Raw genomic sequence first — 23,578 nt, forward strand, 5'->3', positions numbered from 1 at the left:
TTGGTCAGCGGCTCGGGTGGATTGGCAGAGCCTTGAGACACCATGGCTGGTGCGGCTGGTTTGGGGATGAGAATACCGAAAGTATTACCGAAAGAGGCCATGGGTTTAATCCCTCCGTCGAGATTCTATTGCTTTTGAAATGAAAAACTTAAGATATTTAGAGACTTAAGACGCCAAGTCAAAATAATTCTGACTGTTTTGAAATAGCATTACAACAAAATTATAACAAATAACAAACTGTAAATACATTGTATCTTAAGACACTAAAATAACAATAAATGTTCCGTAAATATACTAATATCATAAAAGATTTACCTTACTTATTCTTTTAACAGATAAAAAAATATATTAATACATAAACCAAAATTATGGTAAAGTATATATACGGCAGCCATATTGGATATGTTTGAGGCAAAGGCATAATCAATACCTTAAGTAACTTTATCTTTTGTTAATTTTACATTATGTGATTGTTATTTATGCAGCGAATAAACACCTACTTTTTCGGAAAATTAAATCAATCTCGTGATTTTATTGTTTCTGAAAATCTCCAAGCTAACGATAAAAATTTTTGGGATGGATGGTTTGGTCGTTGCACCAACCAAGATAAGCTAATTCCATTTACCCGAAAGGCGCTTTTCGCATCTCGTATTTGGCTGTTTTGTGTTAAACTGCCTGCGAACATAACCTATACAGGTATAACAGCCCTTAGTTCGGACCAAACAGGTCGACAATATCCTTTTGTATTATTTCAAAAGCCTTACACCCCTTCCGAACAGTTAAAATCTATTAATTTTTTTTACAAAAATATAGATTTTTTTAACCAAACATTGACTAATGGCAAATGTGTTTTAAAAGATTGCTTAGATACAATTCACAAACCTACCAATCCACTATCTGAATCTTTCCTCATTTTTTTATCCAAAACAGATAACATCGGTAGCTTTTGGATGGAATGCGAAAGTGGTAACCATATAGAAAGAGACGGAGAACCAACGTGCTCTCTGTTTAATAAAATATTTGGATTATAAGTAGATGAGTACATTTCCCCTATGGGCTGAACCAATTTCCGCCGACACCCCTGAAGGGGTAAATATTGAATACGATAGCCGCTTTTTAGAGCTTCAAAGCGCTGCCGAAGGGAAACCGGAAAGACAATATGGCGATACCATCATCCCTGCTGAAGAGCCTGATTGGGCAACAGTAGAGAAGCTATGCAATCAACTGCTGGCTGAATCAAAAGACCTCCATGTTTTAGCCTATTACACACAGGCTCTTACCGCAAAACACGGACTGGTTGGCTTTTGCACCGGCTGCGAAGCCATCAAAACCAATGTGGATTTATATTGGAAATCCCTATATCCCAAACTCGAAGATGAGGACGGCGAACCCGACCCGTTTTATCGAATCAATGCATTAAGTGCATTCACGACACTTGATGGCATCGCCAAAGAAGTATTTTCAGCCAAGTTATTAGTAAACGGTCTGACCCAACAGCCCATTACCGTTAAAGAAGCAGTTTCTGTCTTGCAAGGCAATGATCCTCAAAGTTATCCGGGCGGCAAAGAACGTTTGATGCTCGATATCAGGGTAAGTGCCGATACCGGCAAACCGGAATTGATTGCCTTAATCCAAGCATTAGACCATCTGAAAGATATTCAAAACACTTTCTCGACCCAGCTGCAAGACGAACACTCACTCAATTTTGAAGTGATTCAAAAACCGCTTACCCTGATCCACAAAGCCGTCAATTACAACGATGGTAGCACGCCGCAGCTGCAACAGGCAGAACAAACAGAACAGCCAGTTGAAACGTCTCTTTCGACCGCTGCCCGAGAGCAATCAACCCTGCAAGAAGCGGATGCTTGGCGTCGTCTGAATATCAAAAATCGGGCTGATGTCGATTTGGCTTTGGAAAAAATCTGCATCTACTTTGAAACGCTGGAACCCAGCCACCCTGCCCCACTATTTATCCGTAGGGTACAGCGGCAAATGAATATGAACTTCTACGACATTATGAAAGATATTAGTCCTGAAAGCATTGCCAATCTGGAAGTTTTGATCGGGAAGCAGGACGAAGAAACGGGAACTTCCAACGAATAAGCTAGTCTATCCGCAATATTTAAAGTTCGTTTCAATAAACAACTTTTATCATTTAAAGGTCATTGAATATGTCACGAAACAAATCATCCGGACAAAAATTTATTGCCCGCAACCGGGCTCCTCGCGTACAGATTGAGTACGATGTAGAACTTTACGGTTCTGAGAAAAAAATTGAGCTTCCATTCGTTATGGGTGTGATGGCAGATTTGGTCGGTAAACCCGTAGAACCGCTACCTGAATTAGCTGAACGCAAATTTTTGGAAATTGACGTAGATAATTTCGATGAGCGCATGAAAGCCCTCAAACCGCGTGTCGCATTTAATGTCAAAAACACGCTTACCGGGGAAGGCAACTTGAATGTAGAACTTGAATTGGAAAGCATGGATGATTTCTCTCCGGCAGCAATCGCCAAAAAAGTAGGTCCTTTAAACGAACTCCTACAAGCGCGTACAGAGCTTGCCAACCTGCTTTCATATATGGATGGTAAGAGTGGTGCTGAAGAATTAATCGGAAAAGTCTTGGGAGACAGCGAGCTGCTGAAAAGCCTTGCAGCTGCGCCTAAAGCGACACCCAAAGACGAGCAATAATTTCAGATGAAATCAATAAAGTGAGCGTGAATCATGACTGAAAAGCAATTAGATATCCAAGGGGATAGCGGCGCGAAAAGCGTATTTGCCGCAAATGAATTTGAACAGCTGCTGCAAAAAGAATTCAAACCCAAAACCGAAGAAGCTAAAAGCGCTGTAACTAATGCTGTGGCGACACTGGCCCAACAGGCCTTACAAAATGCCATTACTATTTCAGACGACACTTATCAAACTATCGAAGCAATTATTGCCGAGCTCGACAGAAAACTCTCTGAACAGATTAATCTGATTCTGCATCATGAAGATTTCCAAAAGTTGGAAGGCGAATGGCGCGGCCTGCATCATTTGGTTACCAATACCGAAACTGATACCTTGTTAAAAATCAAGGTATTGCCCATTTCCAAAAAAGAAGTTGCCCGCAACTTAAAACGCTTCAAAGGCACTGCTTGGGACCAAAGCCCCCTATTCAAACGCATTTATGAAGAAGAATACGGTCAATTTGGTGGCGAACCTTTTGGCTGTTTGATTGGCGACTACTATTTTGACCACTCTGCACCCGATGTAGAAATGCTCAATAGTCTTGAAAAAATTGCTGCCGCCGCACACTGCCCATTTATTGCCGGCGCATCTCCCAAATTAATGCAGATGGAGTCTTGGCAGGAATTGGCCAATCCTCGTGATTTGAGCAAAATTTTCCAAAATGCCGAATATGCCCCATGGCGCAGCCTGCGTGATTCCGAAGATTCGCGTTATATCGGTTTGGCCCTGCCACGTTTCTTGTCCCGTCTGCCTTACGGTGCCACGACAAATCCTGTCGATGAGTTTGACTTCGAAGAAGAAACTGAAGGCGCGGATCACAACAAATACACATGGGCCAATGCGGCTTATGCAATGGCGGTAAATATTAACCGTTCATTCAAATATTATGGTTGGTGTACCTCAATCCGCGGCGTGGAATCCGGCGGTATCGTTGAAAACCTTCCCTGCCACACATTCCCGACGGATGACGGCGGCGTGGATATGAAATGTCCAACCGAAATCGCCATCAGCGACCGCCGCGAGGCCGAATTGGCAGCATTGGGATTCATGCCGTTGATTCACCGTAAAAATACCGACTTGGCCGCGTTTATTGGTGCTCAATCACTGCATAAACCGTCTGAATATTATGATCCTGATGCTACCGCTAATGCTCGTTTGTCTGCGCGTCTGCCTTACCTGTTTGCGTGCTGTCGTTTCGCGCACTATCTGAAATGTATCGTACGCGACAAAGTCGGTTCGTTCCGCGAGCGTGAAGACATGGAACGTTGGCTAAACGAATGGATTATGAATTATGTAGATGGAGACCCGATTAACTCCACTCAAGAAACAAAAGCCCGTAAACCGTTGGCTGCTGCTGAAGTGGTTGTGGAAGAAGTTGAAGACAATCCCGGATATTACACTTCCAAATTCTTTCTGCGCCCGCACTACCAACTCGAAGGCCTTACCGTTTCATTGCGCTTGGTTTCCAAACTGCCTTCGGCTAAACAGGAATAGTCGGGTTTGGTTTATTTAGGTGGGCATGTTCATGCCCTGTTGTTAAATCCCTTAATTTTTTTAACCTTTTAACAAGGAGAGTAAAAACATGGCTATCGATATGTTCATGAAAGTTGAAGGTGTTAACGGCGAATCAAAAGATTCCAACCACAAAGACTGGACCAACATCGAAAGTTTTGACTGGGGTGCCGAGCAACCCGGTTCGATGACCAGCGGTGGTGGCGGTGGTGCCGGTAAAGTCAATTTCAATGACTTGACCGTAGTTGCCGCTATTGACAAAGCCGCTCCAACCATTCTGAAAAACTGTGCTACCGGCCAACACTTGAGCAAAGTAGAAATTTCCGTATGCAAAGCCGGTGGCGAACAGATCGAATATTCGCGCACTACTTTGGAAGATGTCTTGGTAACCGGCGTGAAATTCATCGGTGTACAAGACAACGATGCGCTGAAAATGCGTTATTCATTCCAAGCTGCCAAAGTGAAAAACCAATATTGGGAACAAACCGATAAAGGTTCTAAAGGCGCTGAAGTTCAAATGGCCTTCAACATCAAAGAAAACAAATCCGCATAACCACTATGCGCATTTAACTGCAGAAGCCTGGCTTAAAAGGCGTTTTAAGTCAGGCTTTATTACAATAAATTTACTTTTCAGACGACCTCTGTCTTCCTGAAAAGTTAATCGGGTTTCAACTATTACACACTTTATACAAATAAATAAGGAGTTGCTGGGATGGATTTGAAGACTAAATTAACGGACATGATTGAGCTTGTACGTTCAAATCCTGACAATCAGGAACACCGTTTGGCATTGATTCAATACCTCTGTCTGAGTGCCAAATGGGAACAGGCTTTAAAGCAAATCGGGCAATATCAAAAACTGTTTCCCGATACTCAAAAGCCTCTGATGCTCTACCTTATTGAAAACATTTCTGCCGAAATGCGTCGTCAAGCAGTCTTGGAAACACAGCAAAAACCCAAAACTCTGGAACAGCACGCAAGTAAACTCGATATTCTTCAAAAACAACTCTCTTTAGTCGCTCATGTTGCAGAGAAAAAAAACTCTGCCCTTACTGCCGACTATGAAGCCTTATCCGACTGTATCGATGGCACACCAGCGCACATCACTTATCTTCTAGCAGATAAATCAGTTGCTGAAACCGACAGCAACTGGATTATGGACGGCGACGTGCGTACTGCTTTTGTTTATGAATTCTTCTATCAAGGCCACTACTATTGGCAAACTTGGGACTCTATTGAAAGTATAGCTTTTAAAGCACCAAGCTCGTTGCTCGACATCATCTGGAGGTCGTCTGAAATCAAATTTACCGACGGCGAATGCATTCAATGTACCAGCCCCGCCCGCTATGCCGTTTTACCGGACGCAGAAACCGAATGGTCGGATATGTTGATGAACTGTTCGCAAACAGACTGGATAGAAGTAGCCGAACAGCTCTTTACAGGCATGGGTCAAAAAACCCTGTATACCGACAGCCATGATTTTGGTCTCTTAGATATTCGTAATATCAAATTCGGACAACAGCGTTAAACCTTACCCATCCTCCGACTACCGCAATCCATCATGTCGCAATTCAGAAACCAACTGCTGCCTTCTTTGTTTGACAGACTGACAGATGAAGAACCGCGCAAGAAAAAAGAAGCACGCCCAGATCAGGTCATCAATCTTGATCAATATCGGCAGGCTGTTCTGCGCGATATTCTTTACTTACTGAATACCTGCAACATGCAAGCGGAAAGTATGGAGAAAGATCTGCCTGTCAATGTACGCTCTTCCACACTCAATTACGGCATACCGCCCCTGTCGGGAGTGAATTTCTCCGACATAGAATGGCAGGACGTAGAACAAAACATCAAACAAGCCATCATCGACTTCGAACCACGTCTCGAAAGCAAAACCCTGCAAGTTATCGTAAATACCGTAGACGATGATGACGATGCTTTACACAACAAACTTATTATTGAAGTCAAAGGTTACCTGAAACTCAATCCTTATCCCAAAGAGTTCCTGCTACGAACCAGTATGGATGTTGAGACCGGGTTGTTTGACTTGTTAGATGGGGGAAATAGGTCTTGAATAACAAGTTATTGTCTTACTACAATAAAGAACTGACCTTCCTGAAGGAAATGGGCAGGGAATTTGCACAGCAATACCCCAAAATCGCCTCCCGCTTGGCACTGGATACAACCGACATCCCCGACCCTTATGTCGAAAGGCTATTGGAAGGTGTAAGCTTTCTCACTGCCCGCACCCAACTCAAGCTGGATGCGGAATATCCCCGTTTCGTACAAAGAATCTTGGAAGTCGTTTACCCTGACTTCATCAATCAGAAACCGGCAGCAGCTATTGTCAATTTGGAACCTACCGGTCAATACAACGCCGACGTTATCAATCTGCTTGAACGTGGCAGAGTATTGCGCTCATTACCTATCGATGAATTCAAGGTAAGTTGTCCGTTTTCTGTAACTAAAACTACTGAAATCCTGCCTTTACACATAGAAAAAGCCAAATATACCGATTCGCTCGGCTATTTACCAAGCACGCTTCCTGCGCTCAAGGCATCTGCTAGGAAAAAAGTGCAATCTGCCTTGCGTTTGGACTTCTCACTCAGCGTACCTGGCGCATGTTCGGAAATGTTGCCGGATGAATTGTCTGTGTTTTTAGGTACGGAACTTTCTAAGTCATCTGCACTGCTGTTTTTACTGGCCTCAGAATGCGTAGGCGTCGTTTGCCACAGTTATGAGAACCCCAAACAATGGTATTACCCGTTGTCCTCCAAACCGGAACATCGGGGATTTCGGGAAGATGAAGCCTTATCGTTTAATTTGGACAAATCCGTCAGTGCATTCCGAATTATGCAGGAATACGCGCGTCTGCCGGAAAAATTCCTGTTTATCGCTCAAAAAGATATCAAACAGGCTGTCCGTCAGGCTGAGAATGACGGACATTTACCCAAAGTACCCGAACATTTGGAAGAAATCGTAAACGATAAGGGCGTCAATAAAAAAATCATTACTTACCGCAAACGCTATTTCAGTCTTTCATTTTTATTCAGCAACAAAATACCTGAATTGACAGAACTGATCGGCGTAGAGGATTTTTCTGTCAATGCGGTGCCGGTGGTGAATCTATTCAGAAAAAAAAGCTCCCGCTTTCCTGTAAATATCCAAGATCAGGAACACCACGTCATCATCGACCGTACGCAGCCTTTGAATTATGAAGTCTACGCCATCGAACAAGTAAAAGGTTTTGACACCAACAACCGTCAAACCGTTGCATTTTCGCCGATGTACAAAGCGCCGGATATGGGACTCTTCCCCGAAGTCCAAACTCAGCATGCTTATTTTTCAGCACGGCGTGCAGACAGAGTTCCATCGGAAAATTCTGTCAAAAATGGCTTCCGTTCTTCCTACTTGGGCAGCGAAGTGTTTTTGTCTCTGGCAGACAATCGGGATTACGCTTTCAATTCCGGCATACAACATCTTTCCGTAGATGCTTGGTGTACCAGCAGGGATTTACCGCTGATGATGCCGCGTGACGGAGAGTCCGATTTCCTGATTGAAGGTTTCCTGCCGGTTAACTCTATTAAGCTGATTTCTAAATTGACACGTCCTCAAGCTGCTGTGAGTGAGGATCGGACACTTTGGTCGTTTTTAAACCAATTAAGTTTGAACTATCTGTCATTATTAAACATCGATCAGGAAGATGCACCCGTCACCTTAAAAGAGCTTTTAATGGTGTTTGTCTCTTCTGAAAATGATTTGCTGAAAAAACAGATTGAATCGATCACACGTATTGAGACTTCCATTGTGAACAAGGTAGTCCGTCATTATGGAGTCGCAGCTCCTGTTCGAGGCATCAAAATCACGGTTACACTGGATGAAGCGCAATTGGGCGGTATCCATCCCTTCCTGTTCGGCTCGGTTTTGAACCATTACTTCCAGCGTTTGGTGTCGATTAACTCATTCATACAGCTTCAAATTGACACGCTCCAACAAGGACATATGGCTACTTGGCCGACTGCTGTTGGAGAGAGGGTAATCGTATGAGTCCGGTTAACGCTCAAACAGATTTTGGCGACGCATTGGACGATACATGGGATGAAAAACTGACGGGCTTTTTAAACAAAGTTGCCTCTCAGCCCTATAAATACGATTATTTTTCACTCTTGCGCCAGCTTGAGTCCGTCAAATTTGTTACCGGCGGGAAATTATTGGGTAAGGCCGTCAGCCCGAAAATGGAAAAAATAAGGATTCGCCAAGAGCCATCGCTTATTTTTGCTCCCCGCAACATCCAATCGGTTGCCTTATCGCCGCGTTATGTGGAAATTTCCATTAATGGATTCGGTTTGTTTGGCCCATCCGGCCCCCTGCCCTTGCATTTGACCGAATATGCCTATGAGCGTCAACACCAACACGGCGACCGGACATGGAGCGGTTTTGCCAATATGTTGCAACACCGTCTGGCTGTCTTATTCTATCGGGCATGGGCCAACGCTCAGAGCATTATTTCTTTAGATAAAAATGCTGAAGACCGTTTTGGGAAATATATCGCCAGCTTTAATGGGCTGGATACACCGGCCATACATAACAAAGGCTTAATCCACGAATTTGCCAAACGTTATTTTGCCGGTCTGCTGATGAAACAGAGTCGGTCGGCAGCCAATCTTCAACAACTGCTTAACCGTTATTTCAAAGTCCCCGTTACCATTCAAACCAATGTCGGATATTGGGTTGAAGTTGCGGAAGAAAAAACGCAAATCGGCATTATGGGTAACTATACGCTGGGAGATGGCTTGCTGCTGGGTGACAAGCTTTACGATGTTCAAAGTAAATTCCGTATCATCATCGGCCCACTTACCCTACCCGCTTACCGATCATTCTTCAAAGACGGCATCAATACTACCCGTTTACGCGAGTGGGTACGGCTGTTTGCCGCAGATGAATATGAATGGGATATACAGCCTGTTTTAATGCAAAAAGAAGTACCGCTCATGGACTTGGGCGGACAAACACAACTCGGCTTAACAACTTGGCTGGGGAATGTTTCCCGTGATGCCGAAGACTTGATCGTCAGCAACCATTAAACAGCTTTTTCAGACGACCCCTTTGTTGGGAAAAGCTTCTTTCAAATTATTTTTAGACATACTTGGAATAACTTAATTAAGGACACATCATGTCAAACATCAGCCGCAGCGTATTATTTGGCAAGTTGAATACCACCTTGTATAAAACTCTGGAAAATGCCTACACCTTCTGCCGTCTTCGTGAAAACAGTTACGTTGAGTTGGTTCACTGGCTTCATTCTCTTCTGCAAACCGAGAAGACCGATATCTTCTGCCTGATCAACAGTTTTAATTTAGACGAAGCCAGAGTCCGCAAAGATGTATTGACAGCGGTTGAAAAACTTCCTGCCGGCTCTACTGCCGTCATCGATTTTTCCGAACATATCCAAACCCTTGTCGAGCAAACTTGGACATACAGTTCTCTCAAATTCGGCACCGACAAAATCCGTACTGCTCACATTTTCTATACCATTCTTGAAAATAAAAATTTACAGAGCATTGTGGCCAATATTTCATCCGAGTTCCTCAAAATCAAACCTGAAACATTGGCAAACAATATTGTCGCTATTACTGCAAACTCTGAAGAAAATCTTGATGTTACCCAAAACGCTTTATCTTCGGAACCTAACGCTACACACAAAGAAAGTGCCTTGGCCAAATACGGCAGCAATCTCACTGAAAAGGCAAAGAATGGCGAAATAGATCCCCTTACGGGTCGCGATGCCGAAATCAGACAAATGATTGACATCCTGATGCGCCGCCGTCAAAACAATCCGATTCTCACAGGTGAAGCCGGTGTCGGTAAGACAGCCGTCGTCGAAGCATTGGCATTGCGTCTGGCCGCCGGAGATGTTCCGCCCGGATTGAAAGACGTTCAATTAATCCTGCTGGATATCGGTTTGCTCAAAGCAGGTGCCAGCGTCAGCGGAGAGTTTGAATCACGACTCAGAGCGGTTATGGACGAAGTGGAATCCAGCCCGACCCCCATTGTGCTCTTTATCGACGAAATCCATACCTTAATTGGCGCCGGCGGTGCAGCCGGCACAGGCGATGCAGCCAACCTGCTCAAACCTGCGCTCGCCCGAGGCAAACTGCGTACTATCGGTGCGACAACATGGGCAGAGTACAAAAAATACTTTGAGAAAGACCCTGCCCTGACCCGCCGTTTCCAAGTGGTGCAAGTGGATGAGCCTGACGAAAACAAAGCCATCAACATGCTTAGAGCATTAAACGCTTCTTTGGAAAAACACCATAATGTGATTATTCTCGATGAAGCAATTCAGGCAGCCGTGAAACTTTCCCACCGCTACATCCCTGCACGCCAACTTCCCGATAAAGCTGTCGGCTTGATTGATACTGCCTGCGCGCGAGTTGCAGTCAGCCAGCATGCTGTGCCCGGCAGTATCGAGTTTCTGCGCAAGAAATCCGAAGCATTAAAGCTTGAACAAGCAAATTTGGAACGTGAGAAAAAACTCAGTTTCGATTCTGAAACACGGATAACCAATATCGGCAAAGAATTAACTGAAGTCGAAGGTCGTCTGAAAAAATTAGAAGACAGATGGAAATCTGAAACAGACTTGGTTACCGAACTATTAGATGTGCGCGAACAAATCATGCAAGCGGAAGAAGGAACCGCTGAGAAAGAAACCAAGCAGCTGTACGCCCGCCAAAAAGAGTTGGTTAACAAACTGAAAAAACTGCAAGGCATCCAACCGCTAGTTATGCCTTTAGTGGATAACCGTACCGTTGCCGACGTTGTAGCTGACTGGACAGGTATTCCGGTTGGCAAAATGATGAAAGATGAAGTTGAGGCTGTCTTGCAACTTGCTGATACTTTAAACAAACGCATCATTGGTCAACGTCACGGTTTGGATGCAATCGCCCGTCGTATCCAAACATCACGTGCGAATCTGGATAACCCCAACAAACCTATCGGCGTTTTCATGTTGGCAGGTCCTTCCGGTGTGGGCAAAACCGAAACGGCATTGGCTCTGGCTGATACGTTGTACGGCGGTGAACAAAACGTAATTACCATCAATATGAGCGAATATCAGGAAGCTCATACCGTATCCACCCTGAAAGGCGCGCCTCCGGGCTATGTCGGTTATGGTGAAGGCGGCGTACTGACTGAAGCTGTACGACGTAAACCTTATAGCGTCATCTTGCTTGATGAAGTAGAAAAAGCACATCCGGATGTGCATGAAATCTTTTTCCAAGTATTCGACAAAGGCTGGATGGAAGATGGTGAAGGCCGTTATATCGATTTCAAAAATACCATCATTATCCTAACTACTAATGTGGGTACGGATTTGATTATGGATATGTGTGATGACCCTGAAATGCTGCCTACTCCGGAAGGTTTAAACAAAGCCTTGCGTACTCCCATGTTGAAAACTTTCCCTGCCGCGCTACTAGGCCGCATGCAAGTGATTCCCTACTATCCGTTATCTGACGATATGCTCTCAAAAATTGTGGAATTGCAATTAGGCCGTATCGTAGACCGAATTAAAGATAACCACGGTATCGACCTTCACTACACGCCAGAAGTTCTCAAGCTGATTACTTCGCGCTGCACAGAAGTTGAGTCAGGTGGCCGCATGATTGATGCGATTCTGACCAATACAGTTTTACCGCAAATCAGTCGTGAACTGCTTACTTGTGCAACTCAAGGCAAACAAGTTTTAAGTGTAAATATTGATGTAAGTAACCATGACTTTACTTATCAATATAAATATAAACCTCGCAAGAAAAATACTTTATAATTTTAGAAAATATTAAAAAAATTTAGTCTTTCTAATTAATTATAACGAACCTATTTATTTCTCCAGTAGTCATATATTGCATGACTGATTGAAGTATTTGTTGTCAGACGTAATCAATACTGATGGACTTGAAGGCAATTAAGATGCATAAACAACTAATAAAATATATATCGTTCTTAATGATATCTTTAATGGTAAGCTCATGTGCTTCCGATCATAAACCGCCTAAAGAATCTGATGAGAGCGGAGAAAAAATTGATGTACAAATCATAGTTTCCCCTGATGCGAATCCTAATATAGTTGGCCAACCTTCTCCCATCAGATTGGATTTATATCAGTTGTCTTCTGACGGGGAGTTCAAAAAATCAAACTATTTTGAACTTACTAACAACGCCAAAGAAAATTTAGGTGATAAATTAATTCAGCAAAACCAATTCATGCTGCATCCTGATACGGTTACCATATTGCCGATCAAAATGGATTCCCACCTGAAATATCTGGGTGTAGTCGCAAGTTATCGAGATTTGGATAACAGTCAATGGCAATTGGTATTATTGAAGCAGAAGAAACGATGGTATCAATTTGGTAAACATTATTTCTATGTAAACGTTGGCAAAAATAAATTAACCCAATTATCAAAGTCAGAAATGAAGGACATGTTAAAGGAATATAAAGAGCGGCACCCTGACGATAAAAAAATTAAAGAAAATGGAAAAGCGCGCAAATACGGCAGCGACCTTAGTAAAGGTGTTTTCCGTGAAGAAAAATAATAACTAAAAGATTAAGGATAAAGGCATGGCAATAGAAGCAAAAGTAGTTTGGTCGGAGGGTATCTTTATTACCCCCCAGCATTTCCAGCAATTTGAACGTTATCTTGAATCCGGCCTACGCCAATTAGCCGTTTCTCAAGAGGGGCATTTTTGGGGATTCTCTTCGCTGGTGTTAAATTCAGACGGCCTCAAACGAGGGGTAATCGGTATTAATGAAGCAGAAGGTGTTTTTCCTGATGGTTCTGTATTTTTGTTCTCTCAAAAACAACTCGAAAATTTGAGTCTAAAAGTTCCTGCAAATATTAAAGACACCAAAATCTGCCTAGCTGTTACTCTGCCTTCTTCTGTAAATAATGAGATTTATTTTCCCAATCAGGATTCTTCAGACTCATGTCGCTACAAAGCTTTTAATAAAACTCTAGCAGACACTACAAATACTGAATTAGATGGTCGTCAAGTAACACTGGCAGATCTTAACCCGATGTTAGTCTTAGAAAACGACTTAACCAGCGGACAAACTGCCCTGCCCATTGCTCTGATCCGTTCCAGCTCTGCGGATTTTGAAATCATTTTAGACGAATCATATATCCCGCCTTGCCTCGGAAGTCAAAAGCAACAACACCTAAAAGCCTATATTTCAGAGATTTATGGTTTATTGATGCAAAAAAGCAATAGCTTGGCTAATGCTGTGAACGATCCTAATACCGGTGGCTCTGTTGAAGTTATGGACTTCATGATGCTTCAAACCATTAATCGATATCTCGCATATTTACATCATGAAAATGAAGGCGCCCGACAAACGCACCCTGAACAATTATTCATTAATTTATCCAAACTATGTGCTGATTTAATGACCTTCCTGCCTTCTCGCAAAGTAGGCGATATCCCTGTCTATGAGCATAATGACCTAGCCTCATGCTTTAGCAACTTATTTTTCAATCTGCGTAAATCATTATCCATCGTTCTTGAACAACGCGCGATTAGGATTCCGCTGGATATGCGTGATGAAGCCACTCGTGTTGCTCAAACGCCAGATCAAAGCCTACTGGATAAAGCTTCATTTGTTCTTGCTATCAAAGCTGATATGCCAAACGAAGCATTACGTCAAAAAATTCCAAGCGTCGTGAAAATAGGTACTGTAGAAAAAGTAAAAGAATTGGTTGCTTACCACCTGCCCGGAATCAGAGTGCACGCTTTATCTGTGGCGCCAAGAGAATTGCCATACCACAGCGGTTATGTCTATTTTGAATTGGACAAAAAGCACGAGCTGTGGGACATGTTTGATACTTCATCAGGCATGGCCTTCCATTTAGCCGGTAATTTTCCGAATTTAGATGTTGAATTTTGGGCAATCAAGTCTTTAAGTTAATTTGGTTCAATTTGGAATTTCATTATGGATAACCAGAATAATGCTGCACACAGCATCGTAAGTATTTATAACCCTTTGATTGAGGCAGCCAAACCGGTTTTTATCTTAGTCAATGCGATGCAGCAAACTACCAGTCAATTGTCTACCGACAGTTTGATCAACAAATTTTCTATACTAATCAATAATTTTGAAGAAAATGCTGAAAAAAACGGAGCAAGGTACGACGCTATCCAAGCTGCAAAGTACTGCCTATGTACATTCGTAGATGAATTAGCTGTTCGTGCGGGTTGGGCAGATGAAACTTGGTCCAAAAACAGCCTGTTAGTCTCTTTCTATGACGAAACATGGGGCGGAGAGCGTTTTTTTGAGATTATTCAAAATCTGAAGCAGGATCCGGATAAAAATATTGATTTATTAGAGTTCATGTACTTATGTTTGCAATTTGGCTACAAAGGCAAATATCAAGTATTAAACAGTGGTGAACTCGAAATCGACAAGATTAAGAGAGATTTGCTTGCCTTAATTCACAGCAAACGGCCGGATCAAACTGCTGAGCTTTTCAAACACAATCCAATTATTACCAATACCATCCAACGAAAACAGAGGCTTTCTATTCCTTTATGGGTTGTAGGTGTTTTAGGGGCAGTCGTCTTGGGGGTGGGCTATTTTGCAATGCAATGGTCTTTAGGCGATGACTTTGATGTCGCCAGCACAAAAGTTAACAATCTCAAACTCCCTTCTGTTACGGCTAAACAGCAAGAAACACAAAGTACTGTCCGACTACGTCCTTTATTGGAAAATGAAATTGCTAGAAAGCTAGTCTCTGTAGAAGACTTTCAAGATAGAAGTACAGTCACTATTTTGGGTGACGGTCTCTTTGAGTCTGGTTCTGCACAAATTCAAGACCAATATTACCCTGTCTTGGCAAGAGTCAGCCAAGCTTTGGATAGCGTAGAAGGGCAAATCGTAGTGACCGGATATACTGACAATCAGCCTATTCAGAGCTTGAACTTCCCATCCAACTGGCATCTCTCTCAAGCTCGTGCAGACGCAGTAAAAGAAATTTTATTGAATTACATCAAAAATGGCGGAGCTCGTATTCGTTCTGAAGGACGTGGCTCGACCGATCCTGTTGCGCCAAATGATACTTTGGAAAATAGAGCCAAAAACCGAAGGGTTGAAATCACCCTATTCACAACTGGAACCGGCCCTAAACTGGGTAGCGCAGTGGAAGTAAAAACCAATACTTCAACTACTCAGCCAAGCAGTGATGTGAATACACATCAATAATCTGAAATTGGATTGATACGGAAAAACAAATATGAAAAAAATTCTTTATTTTCTAGGCTCCCGTTCTTTATGGGTAATGCTGGGTATCGCCGGTCTGATTATATTGGTATGGTTTATCGGCCCACTGATTTCCATAGGTGAAATTCGCCCCTTAGAAAGCAAGGTCATTCGCCTTGCTGTGTGCGCCGCCATTATCGGCATTTGGTTGGCTAAAGCTATATTTCGCCAATATCGTGAGTCACGCCGAAACGCTGCCTTACTGAAGGAAATCCGCGCAGCGCAAGAACCCATCTTGAAAAATGCAAGCGATGTTAGCTCAATGAGCCGTCAGTTTGCTGAAATGGATAAAGTACTGAAAAACGCTAAATTTTCCAGATCTAAAAATAGTTTATTGGCAAGATTGGAAGAGGGGCAATATCTTTATCAAATGCCGTGGTACGTTGTTTTAGGTGCTGCCGGTTCTGGTAAAACAACAGCATTAAAACGCTCTGGTCTCAACTTCCCTCTAGAAAGCACTTTAGGAACATCTGTAAGCGGCTTGGCAGGGACGCGCGATTGCGATTGGTTTTTATCCGATGAAATCGTACTTCTCGATACTGCAGGCAGATTGTCTTTACATGACAACCACAGCAATAAGGACTCCAGCGACTGGGAAGAATTTGTATCCCTACTGAAGCGCTACCGTCCCAAACAACCTATCAACGGTGTAGTAGTTACCGTAGGAGTGGACGACCTTTTAGGCGGTAAAACCAATATTACCGAAATTTCTGCAGAACTTCGCAAAAGAATCCACGAAATGCATACCAAATTAGGTATACATTTCCCTGTTTATCTTATGATAACCAAACTAGATTTGCTGCATGGTTTTGACAAATTCTTTGATCATCTGACGGAAGAACAAAGAAACCAATATTTGGGTATTTCTCTTTCTGATACCGAGGGAATGGAAACTCCAATTGCCACTGCTTCCAATGCTTTATCGGAAGTTGTTGATAAATTGCGCTCTTCTATGTTGGGTACCATCCATCAATTGGAATCTTCTGAAGATAAAGCAGCGGCTTTTGCTTTCCCTGAAGAATTTGAACGTCTTAATCAGGCGGTACTTTCTCTATTTAAAGAATTATCTAAATCTTCAAAATTTGAGCAACCTATCTCGTGGAGAGGTGTTTATTTCTCAAGTGGCACCCAAACGGGACAACATTTCAATCCCATATTAGATGGCTTGCAAAACGATTTTCAATTATCGAAAAAATACTTGGATTCGGATCGAACCAAAACTCAAAACAACGAGCGAAGCTTTTTCCTGCACAGGCTGTTCTCTGATGTCATCCTTAGTGAAGCAAACTTGGCGGGAGAAAATAAATCTTGGTTTGTCAAAAAACAAATGCTCTATTGGTTAGGAATTGGAGCTATTGTCACCATAGTCGCCGCCTGCTTAGCCATGATGCTGAACAGTTATTCAAATAATCGCTCATATCTTGAGCAGGTTGGCGATAAAGCAACCAAACTGGGTCAAGAGGCGAAGAAATACACTGAAGCTCCCGACCTGCTTAAAGCAGTAACATTTGCAGAACATGTCAAAGATACGACCAGTAGTAAAGAGATTCCGGATCTCTCTTCCCCTCCCCTCAGCTATCGTATGGGTCTTTACCAAGGCGGGCAAATGGCAGATGTAGGGGAATCTGCCTACCGCAGAATCCTGCAAGACAATGTGATGCCGTTAATCAGTTTCAAATTAGATGAACTTCTGCGTACAACCAGCGGCGCAGACGGCATCAATGGTTACAATGCTTTAAAAGCTTATCTGATGATGTATGACAAAGAACATTTTGATGCCGCTTTTATGCAAAATTGGCTGATGACTAATTTGTCTAAAGCAGAATCTTCAGGTATGAGTGAGCAACAGAAAAAATCTCTTGAGAAAGCTTTAAACCAAATACTCTCCAAACAAAGCATTACTCCCAGCGTACCCTATGATGAAGAATTGGTAGAACGCCGTAGGCAGGAAATTGCCCAAAGAGATATTGCTACCATGGTACTGGAAGATACCATCAACACAGTTGCTCTCTCAGGCAAAGAAGGAATCACACCTGTTTCTTTTTCAAGCATGGGCGGCGTACAAAGCCACTTATTGTTTCGTCGCAAAACTGGCGGAGCTTTAAAAGAACCGATTAACTTCATTTATACCAAAGAGGCTTACATTACCAAGGTCTTACCTACTATGGTCAAGTCGGCAGAACAGTTTTTTAATGAAGACAACTGGGTATTGGGTAGTTATGCATCACAAAGCCAAAGCAAAGCTTCTGTTCTTTCAGATGCTCAAAAGCTTTATTTTGGCAATTACATCAAGGCATGGAATAACTATTTGTCTGATTTGTCATTGGTTACGCCCAAGTCATCTCGAGAAAGTATTCAGATTGCCAAGCTTTTATCAGAGAAAAATTCTCCTTTAGTCAATATTATCAAAGGTATCAGCGACAATACGACGCTTACCATTGATAAAAAGATAACGGATAAAGCAGACAGTAAAATTGCCGACTGGTTGAATAGAGCAGGACTGTCAAAGCTCCTAGATGCTGAAGGAGAGGCTAATGTAAAAAATGAATTGTCTGCTTTAAAACTGGCCACTCCCGTTGATGATGCTTTTGCGGATTTCCATAGTTTAACTGAAACCGCAAATGATCAACCTCCAGCAATTAACAGTGTTACTGAAGCCATTAATGATTTGTACGTTTATTTGGTTGCCGTTAATGTCGCAGTCGAAAAAGGGGTAGATTTGCCTCCTGATGATCCGTTTGTGAAATACAAAGCTGAAGTAAACCGTCTTCCTATGCCCTTCCGCCCAATGTTAGACAGCTTTTCTGAGATTATTTTGAAAAACACCGACAAAATTGTTGATGAAAAGCTCATGTCCACCTTGGAAAAACAGTTGGCAACCGTAACAAACAGTTGCCAAGAAATACACGAACAGGGTTACCCTTTTGACAGAGGTTCTGAAAACAATGTTGCCTTAGAAAGCTTCACCAACATATTTGGTCCCAACGGCATGTATAGCAAGTTTACTAATTTATCAGGTGAGGCCGCCGTATTGGCGCGTTCAGAGAAACTGGAAACATTAACGGCCAAAAACAGCGCATTTAAAGACCGTTTTTCCAGGCTGAACGACATAGCGGCAATCCGACAAGGATATTTCGACAAAGGCTCGGAAACACCCACTTTTGACTTTACAGTCAAAGTCTTGATTCTTGACTCCAGCTTGGAAAGTGTGAATGTTTCTTATGCAGGGAAAAGCTATGTATACAGTCACGGTCCAGTCAATCCTGCAACCTTTACTTGGCCTTCAAAAGAAGAAAACGCCTTGGCAAAAATAGATATTTCCTCCCCTCAAATCAATAGTGCGGGTATCAGTTCAACCGGGCCGTGGTCAATATTCCGCCTGATTGAAAAAGGGAAAATCATTCGCCAGACAGGAAACACTACCGTTGTCGAATACAACATCCAAGGAAAAAACGTTGTACTTGAATTTACTACGTCCACAGCCTTTAATCCCTTTAATTTAAACAAATTAAGGAATTTTCAGTGCGTTTGATGGTCATAATGAGAATGTAAGCAGGTCGTCTGAAACCACTCATTCCAACATGCTTCTGCCGCAACCCTATGCATGATTGAAAATAGAAAAACCGACACTCAAGCGAAATTGGTTTTTAATGTCAACAAGGAATTTCCCGAAATGAATAGAACAGTCGTTGCTCATACACCTTTGGGATCACAACTTTTATTCAAAAAAATGCTTGGAACAGAATTTGTTTCCAACCTTTTTGAATTTAATATTACTTTGGTTTCCAAAGATTCCAATTTACAAGGCAAGGATATTATCGGTCAGCCTATAACATTGGAAATTGACACAGAAGCAGGCAGCCCGCGCTATCTGAACGGTTTAGTTACCGACTTCGGTTACATTGGCGAAGATGAAGACGAAGAAGACTATCACGCCTACACCTGTACAGCCCGTCCGTTTATGTGGTATCTCACCCAAAATACGGACAGCAGGGTATTTGTCGACAAGTCCGTTCTGGATATTGCCAATGAAGTCTTGTCGCCGTTCGGCTTTCCCTTCCAGGTAAAATGCCAAAAAGGCTATCGTACCAGAGGATTTTGTGTCCAATATCAGGAAAACAGTTTTAATTTCCTAAACCGCCTGTTTGAACAGGAAGGCATCTACTATTATTTTACCCACAGCAACGGTTCGCACGAGCTCGTCATCGCTGATGATGTCGGTACTCTAGAAGCCATTCCTTCTCCCAACATTCCTTACCATTCCAAAAATACTGCGCCCGGCGCACCCAACATCGCCTATATCGATGTATGGGAAGAACGGGATGCCTTGAAATCCAGTCAGTTCGTGACTCAAGAATACAACTATAAAAATGCCAAAGTCCCAATGAAATCTTCTGATTCGGTTCACGATTTCAGTTCTGTTCCTATGGAACATTATGATTTTTATACCGGCTTTAGCGATGTATCCGAAGCGCAAAACTACAGTCAGGTACGCAGTGAAGATCTGAAAAGCCAAACCAAGATCATTACCGGTTCGGGTACTGCCTTGACAGTGGCTCCAGGTTATACGTTTACCCTGAGTAAGCACCCGCACTCGTCATCCAATACCGAATACACCATTCTGAAAGCAGATTATGATTTTGAAGAAGCCGGCTATACTACCGGCGACCGTATCGGCAAATTCAGAATTTCATTCCGCGTATTGCCCAAATCCTACCCATACCGCCCTCCCCTTAAAACGCCGAAACCCAAAGTATTGGGTACACAGGCGGCGACGGTAACGGGTCCTGCCGGAGAAGAGGTTTATACCAACGAGTATGGCGATATTAAAGTCCAATTCCATTGGGACCGCTACGGCAAAATGGATGAAAACAGCTCCAACTGGGTTCGGGTAACGCAAGGTTCTGCCGGTGCGGGATACGGCTCTATCAACACACCGCGTATCGGTGAAGAAGTGCTGGTTGACTTCATCAACGGCGATGCCGACCGACCGATTGTATTGGGTCGTCTGTACAACAGCGCAATGTCGCCGCCATGGGGCTTTCCTGCCGCGGCCAAGCAGTCCGGTATCAAAAGCAAGAGTTTCAATTCGCCATTGTCCAACTTCAACGAATTGATGTTCAACGATACTGCCGGTTCCGAGATGGTCAATTTCCAAGCGCAAAAAGACCTGACCTCCCTGGTTAAAAATAATGAAACCCGCAACGTCAACAACGACCGTACCACCACGATCGGTAACAACGAAACCGTTACAGTAGTAGGTGATCGGGCGAAAACCGTCCAAAAAAACGAAACGGCTTCGATTACCCAAAACCGCACAAAATCGGTGGGTCAAAATGAGACCTCCAGCATTACCCAAAACCAAAGCATTAGTGTGGGTGACAACCAAAGTACCAGCGTAGGTAAAGACCAAAGCGTCAACGTGGGTAAAAACCGCAGCCGTTCTGTCGGCTTGAACGAAAAAGTAGGCATAGGTCAGAGCCAAGCGCTGACTGTCGGACAAGACCAGAACGTTGCTGTCGGCAAAAACCAAGCGCTGACAGTCGGCGCCAACCGCAACAAGACCGTTGTTGCCAACGAAGTCAGCAGTATCGGCGGCAACAAACAGGAAACCGTCAGCCTGAACGGTATGAACAATGTCGGCATCGGACAGATGACCAACATCGGTGCCGGTTATATGCTGAACGTTGGTGCAGGCTGGATGACCAATGTCGTCGGTGCAGAAATGCATAGCGTCGGCTTGGTGATGGGTCTCAACGCCGGTATGAACATCGGTCTCAACGCGGGTCGAAACATCACCCTGTCCGCAGGCAAGAAAATTACCATACAAGTCGGTAGTTCCATGATTTTGATTGATAAAAACAAAATCAGCATCGTCAGCAAATCGATCAAAATCGTCGGTACGAAGGAAGTGGATATCGACGGCAAAAAAGTCGATATCAACTAGAGAAGATACGCCATGTTTGAATTGCAGAACTTTACCTGCTTTCATACGCAGCAGTTTAAAAACATCGACCAAACAGATCGGGCTTATGATGTAGTCGTCGCCAAAGTCAGCTACGAGTTTGAAATTGACCCGGAAACAGGAAAAACGGAGCTTGCGTTTGCCCGTAAACAAACGCCGCTCACATTTGCCGATACCTATTACGGCGATCCCTCGCAAACCTCAACTCAGTTTGAAAGCGACTTCAGCCTCTACAAGCCCAAAACCGACTTGGTCGTCAATGCCACCGCCTATGCACCCGACGATGTTCCCTCTCGTCAATTTACCGTATCCGTAAGTATCGGCGATTACCAAAAAAGCCTGGCGCTTACCGGGGAACGTTACTGGGTGCGGGAGGCGGCAGGATGGTCTTTGAGCGAACCCGACCCTATCCTTTCCCTACCTATCCGCTATGAGTTTGCCTTTGGCGGCAGCGCAGTCGAAGACGACCACACAGGCTATCAGCAGAACGCCATCGGTATCGGCTACTATCCGAAGGCCGAACTTAAAAAAAACGGGTTCAAGCGGACGCTGAAAGCGCATCAAATCTATGACCCCGCACACCCCGTGCGCGATCCGTCCGATAAGGCTGCGCCCGAAAGCTTCGGCTTTATGCCCCGTTATTTCGCACTACGAGCCAAACATACCGGCACTGCCGATGCGCAATGGATAGCCAACCGTGCCCCGCTACTGCCTGAAGATTTTTCTATGGCTTATTGGAACGGCGCCCATCCCTCGCTGCAACTCCCTCATCTGAAACCCAACCATATTTACGAACTATCCTTTACCGGCATGGTGCATTCCTTCCAAGCGCCCAACCAACGCTTTACTGTTGATTTGCCGGTAGAAACCGTGTTCGTCCACGCCCATACGGCAACCAACTCGTCATTGTGTAAAGACATGATATTGGACACCATCCTCGTCGATGTAGAACAACGCCGTATTGATTGCAGCTACCGCACATCTTTTCCTGAGGAACTGGAAATTGCGGCATGCCAGCTCAGATTCATCGCCCGACACGAACGGGCAGACCAAATCGCAGCCGCCCAAGCTTGTCGGGGTTCGCAGGATGAATTTATCCCAATCCCGCCATCTTTGGCAGCACACGCATAAACCACACATAGGTCGTCTGAAACTCTAAACCTTTACTCATCCATCTTTCGGACGCCCCTTTCTCTGGAAAGAAGGCGATATCATGAATGTGAAGGAACTTTATGAAGATGACCATGTGTGTTTGCTCTGAACTATAGAGTAAGAAAGTAATGAGCATTATTTTAAAAATTTTATTTAGAATGATTCCATGAAATCACTTTATACATCAAAAATTACCAGGTATTTTATATTGGATTCACTATGGCTAATGCAAACCAAATACTCTGATTTTATAAGAAAAGATTGGAAAGAATTTTTTAACACACCAATTCACTTGAAAATTGCAACAAAAGATGTTGAAAATGAACTTACCGCAATGATAAAAGACGGATTAATCTTAATTAAAGAAGGGTGGTGTTTTCTCTCTCCTAAAGGAGCAAGTATTTGGGAAAATTTATTTCATGTAAATTGGGAAAATTTTTATCTGATAGAATACGAATTTAAAGGTGATGATTTTAACGATGAGATTTTAAATTTTTACTGTTATTCAAATAAAGTTCTAGAAAATTTTAAATCGCAAATATACATAAAAGATATAATTAACGAGGAAAAATTAAATAAATGGCAACTATGCTATTGGAAAGAGCTAGATACTGGATTTTTTCTTTCTCAAAAGATTACAGAACATAATAGACTTACGTCTAGTCTAGTATCAAATTGGGAATATCACTTACTTGACTGGAAATATGATTTATCTGATTTACTCACTCCGTTAAATTAATAACTTACATAACCCGACAAAACATTAAGGTCGTCTGAAACAATTTCAGACGACCCCATCCCCAACAGGAGCAAGCCGCCATGGCATTCAATAAAATCGCCCGCAAAGACAGCGACTTTAGAGTCGTCTTTATCCTCCCCGATTTCTGTTGGGCGCCCCCTCCTGCTCCT

Annotated in this window: 17 protein-coding genes; all 17 read left to right on the forward strand. The window is 43.2% G+C overall.

From position 1 onward, the window contains the following. Nucleotides 1-479: 479 nt before the first annotated feature. The 17 genes from AAG834_RS11195 (at nucleotide 480) to AAG834_RS11275 (ending at nucleotide 23,408) form a co-directional block, all read left to right on the forward strand. Nucleotides 480-1,031, forward strand: a complete 552-nt coding sequence (locus AAG834_RS11195; RefSeq protein ID WP_342032167.1) for a TagF domain-containing protein — start codon at nucleotides 480-482, stop codon at nucleotides 1,029-1,031. Between the two features lie 4 nt (nucleotides 1,032-1,035). Next, on the forward strand, nucleotides 1,036-2,103 hold the full coding sequence (tssA, locus tag AAG834_RS11200) for a type VI secretion system protein TssA (protein ID WP_342032168.1): 1,068 nt from the start codon (nucleotides 1,036-1,038) through the stop codon (nucleotides 2,101-2,103). Nucleotides 2,104-2,171: 68 nt separating this feature from the next. Then, nucleotides 2,172-2,690, forward strand: coding sequence for a type VI secretion system contractile sheath small subunit (gene tssB, locus AAG834_RS11205; protein WP_049254633.1), 519 nt, complete (start codon nucleotides 2,172-2,174; stop codon nucleotides 2,688-2,690). Nucleotides 2,691-2,723: 33 nt separating this feature from the next. Beyond that, nucleotides 2,724-4,223, forward strand: coding sequence for a type VI secretion system contractile sheath large subunit (gene tssC / locus AAG834_RS11210; protein ID WP_342032169.1), 1,500 nt, complete (start codon nucleotides 2,724-2,726; stop codon nucleotides 4,221-4,223). Nucleotides 4,224-4,311: 88 nt separating this feature from the next. Beyond that, nucleotides 4,312-4,794: an Hcp family type VI secretion system effector gene (locus AAG834_RS11215; protein ID WP_003761730.1), complete on the forward strand. Its 483-nt coding sequence runs from the start codon at nucleotides 4,312-4,314 to the stop codon at nucleotides 4,792-4,794. 159 nt (nucleotides 4,795-4,953) lie between these two features. Then, nucleotides 4,954-5,769 (forward strand): type VI secretion system accessory protein TagJ, encoded by an 816-nt coding sequence (locus AAG834_RS11220; protein ID WP_342032170.1) that lies wholly within the window; start codon nucleotides 4,954-4,956, stop codon nucleotides 5,767-5,769. Nucleotides 5,770-5,802: 33 nt separating this feature from the next. Then, nucleotides 5,803-6,315: a type VI secretion system baseplate subunit TssE gene (gene tssE, locus AAG834_RS11225; protein ID WP_342032171.1), complete on the forward strand. Its 513-nt coding sequence runs from the start codon at nucleotides 5,803-5,805 to the stop codon at nucleotides 6,313-6,315. Then, nucleotides 6,312-8,288, forward strand: coding sequence for a type VI secretion system baseplate subunit TssF (locus tag AAG834_RS11230; RefSeq protein WP_070515414.1), 1,977 nt, complete (start codon nucleotides 6,312-6,314; stop codon nucleotides 8,286-8,288). Before tssE ends, AAG834_RS11230 begins: the two co-directional genes overlap by 4 nt. Then, entirely contained in the window at nucleotides 8,285-9,325 is a 1,041-nt protein-coding gene (gene tssG / locus AAG834_RS11235; RefSeq protein WP_070515416.1) for a type VI secretion system baseplate subunit TssG, read from the forward strand. Before AAG834_RS11230 ends, tssG begins: the two co-directional genes overlap by 4 nt. A gap of 89 nt (nucleotides 9,326-9,414) precedes the next feature. After that, complete coding sequence (gene tssH / locus AAG834_RS11240) at nucleotides 9,415-12,066, forward strand: type VI secretion system ATPase TssH (protein WP_342032172.1); 2,652 nt, start codon at nucleotides 9,415-9,417, stop codon at nucleotides 12,064-12,066. A 143-nt stretch (nucleotides 12,067-12,209) separates the two neighbouring features. Continuing rightward, a complete protein-coding gene (gene tssJ / locus AAG834_RS11245; RefSeq protein ID WP_342032173.1) occupies nucleotides 12,210-12,836 on the forward strand; it encodes a type VI secretion system lipoprotein TssJ in 627 nt (208 codons plus the stop codon). A 25-nt stretch (nucleotides 12,837-12,861) separates the two neighbouring features. Continuing rightward, nucleotides 12,862-14,205 (forward strand): type VI secretion system baseplate subunit TssK, encoded by a 1,344-nt coding sequence (gene tssK / locus AAG834_RS11250; protein ID WP_342032174.1) that lies wholly within the window; start codon nucleotides 12,862-12,864, stop codon nucleotides 14,203-14,205. A gap of 24 nt (nucleotides 14,206-14,229) precedes the next feature. Continuing rightward, nucleotides 14,230-15,495: a type VI secretion system protein TssL, long form gene (gene tssL / locus AAG834_RS11255; protein ID WP_342032175.1), complete on the forward strand. Its 1,266-nt coding sequence runs from the start codon at nucleotides 14,230-14,232 to the stop codon at nucleotides 15,493-15,495. 31 nt (nucleotides 15,496-15,526) lie between these two features. Beyond that, a complete protein-coding gene (tssM, locus tag AAG834_RS11260; RefSeq protein ID WP_342032176.1) occupies nucleotides 15,527-19,084 on the forward strand; it encodes a type VI secretion system membrane subunit TssM in 3,558 nt (1,185 codons plus the stop codon). Between the two features lie 72 nt (nucleotides 19,085-19,156). Beyond that, on the forward strand, nucleotides 19,157-21,499 hold the full coding sequence (locus AAG834_RS11265) for a type VI secretion system Vgr family protein (RefSeq protein WP_210398616.1): 2,343 nt from the start codon (nucleotides 19,157-19,159) through the stop codon (nucleotides 21,497-21,499). 12 nt (nucleotides 21,500-21,511) lie between these two features. Next, nucleotides 21,512-22,648 carry a DUF2169 family type VI secretion system accessory protein gene (locus AAG834_RS11270; protein ID WP_342032177.1) on the forward strand — a complete coding sequence of 379 codons (1,137 nt, stop codon included), beginning with the start codon at nucleotides 21,512-21,514 and terminating at the stop codon, nucleotides 22,646-22,648. A gap of 187 nt (nucleotides 22,649-22,835) precedes the next feature. Continuing rightward, nucleotides 22,836-23,408, forward strand: coding sequence for a hypothetical protein (locus AAG834_RS11275; protein ID WP_070515427.1), 573 nt, complete (start codon nucleotides 22,836-22,838; stop codon nucleotides 23,406-23,408). The last annotated feature ends 170 nt before the right edge of the window (nucleotides 23,409-23,578 follow it).

Source organism: Neisseria sp. Marseille-Q2251 (assembly GCF_940793045.1).
Classification (GTDB): domain Bacteria; phylum Pseudomonadota; class Gammaproteobacteria; order Burkholderiales; family Neisseriaceae; genus Neisseria.

Excerpts from the sequence above, each read along its gene's own strand:
- AAG834_RS11195 (WP_342032167.1), top strand. The coding sequence starts at position 480 with ATGCAGCGAATAAACACCTACTTTTTCGGAAAATTAAATCAATCTCGT.
- tssA (WP_342032168.1), top strand. The coding sequence starts at position 1,036 with ATGAGTACATTTCCCCTATGGGCTGAACCAATTTCCGCCGACACCCCT.
- tssB (WP_049254633.1), top strand. The coding sequence starts at position 2,172 with ATGTCACGAAACAAATCATCCGGACAAAAATTTATTGCCCGCAACCGG.
- tssC (WP_342032169.1), top strand. The coding sequence starts at position 2,724 with ATGACTGAAAAGCAATTAGATATCCAAGGGGATAGCGGCGCGAAAAGC.
- AAG834_RS11215 (WP_003761730.1), top strand. The coding sequence starts at position 4,312 with ATGGCTATCGATATGTTCATGAAAGTTGAAGGTGTTAACGGCGAATCA.
- AAG834_RS11220 (WP_342032170.1), top strand. The coding sequence starts at position 4,954 with ATGGATTTGAAGACTAAATTAACGGACATGATTGAGCTTGTACGTTCA.
- tssE (WP_342032171.1), top strand. The coding sequence starts at position 5,803 with ATGTCGCAATTCAGAAACCAACTGCTGCCTTCTTTGTTTGACAGACTG.
- tssG (WP_070515416.1), top strand. The coding sequence starts at position 8,285 with ATGAGTCCGGTTAACGCTCAAACAGATTTTGGCGACGCATTGGACGAT.
- tssH (WP_342032172.1), top strand. The coding sequence starts at position 9,415 with ATGTCAAACATCAGCCGCAGCGTATTATTTGGCAAGTTGAATACCACC.
- tssJ (WP_342032173.1), top strand. The coding sequence starts at position 12,210 with ATGCATAAACAACTAATAAAATATATATCGTTCTTAATGATATCTTTA.
- tssK (WP_342032174.1), top strand. The coding sequence starts at position 12,862 with ATGGCAATAGAAGCAAAAGTAGTTTGGTCGGAGGGTATCTTTATTACC.
- tssL (WP_342032175.1), top strand. The coding sequence starts at position 14,230 with ATGGATAACCAGAATAATGCTGCACACAGCATCGTAAGTATTTATAAC.
- tssM (WP_342032176.1), top strand. The coding sequence starts at position 15,527 with ATGAAAAAAATTCTTTATTTTCTAGGCTCCCGTTCTTTATGGGTAATG.
- AAG834_RS11265 (WP_210398616.1), top strand. The coding sequence starts at position 19,157 with ATGATTGAAAATAGAAAAACCGACACTCAAGCGAAATTGGTTTTTAAT.
- AAG834_RS11270 (WP_342032177.1), top strand. The coding sequence starts at position 21,512 with ATGTTTGAATTGCAGAACTTTACCTGCTTTCATACGCAGCAGTTTAAA.
- AAG834_RS11275 (WP_070515427.1), top strand. The coding sequence starts at position 22,836 with ATGAAATCACTTTATACATCAAAAATTACCAGGTATTTTATATTGGAT.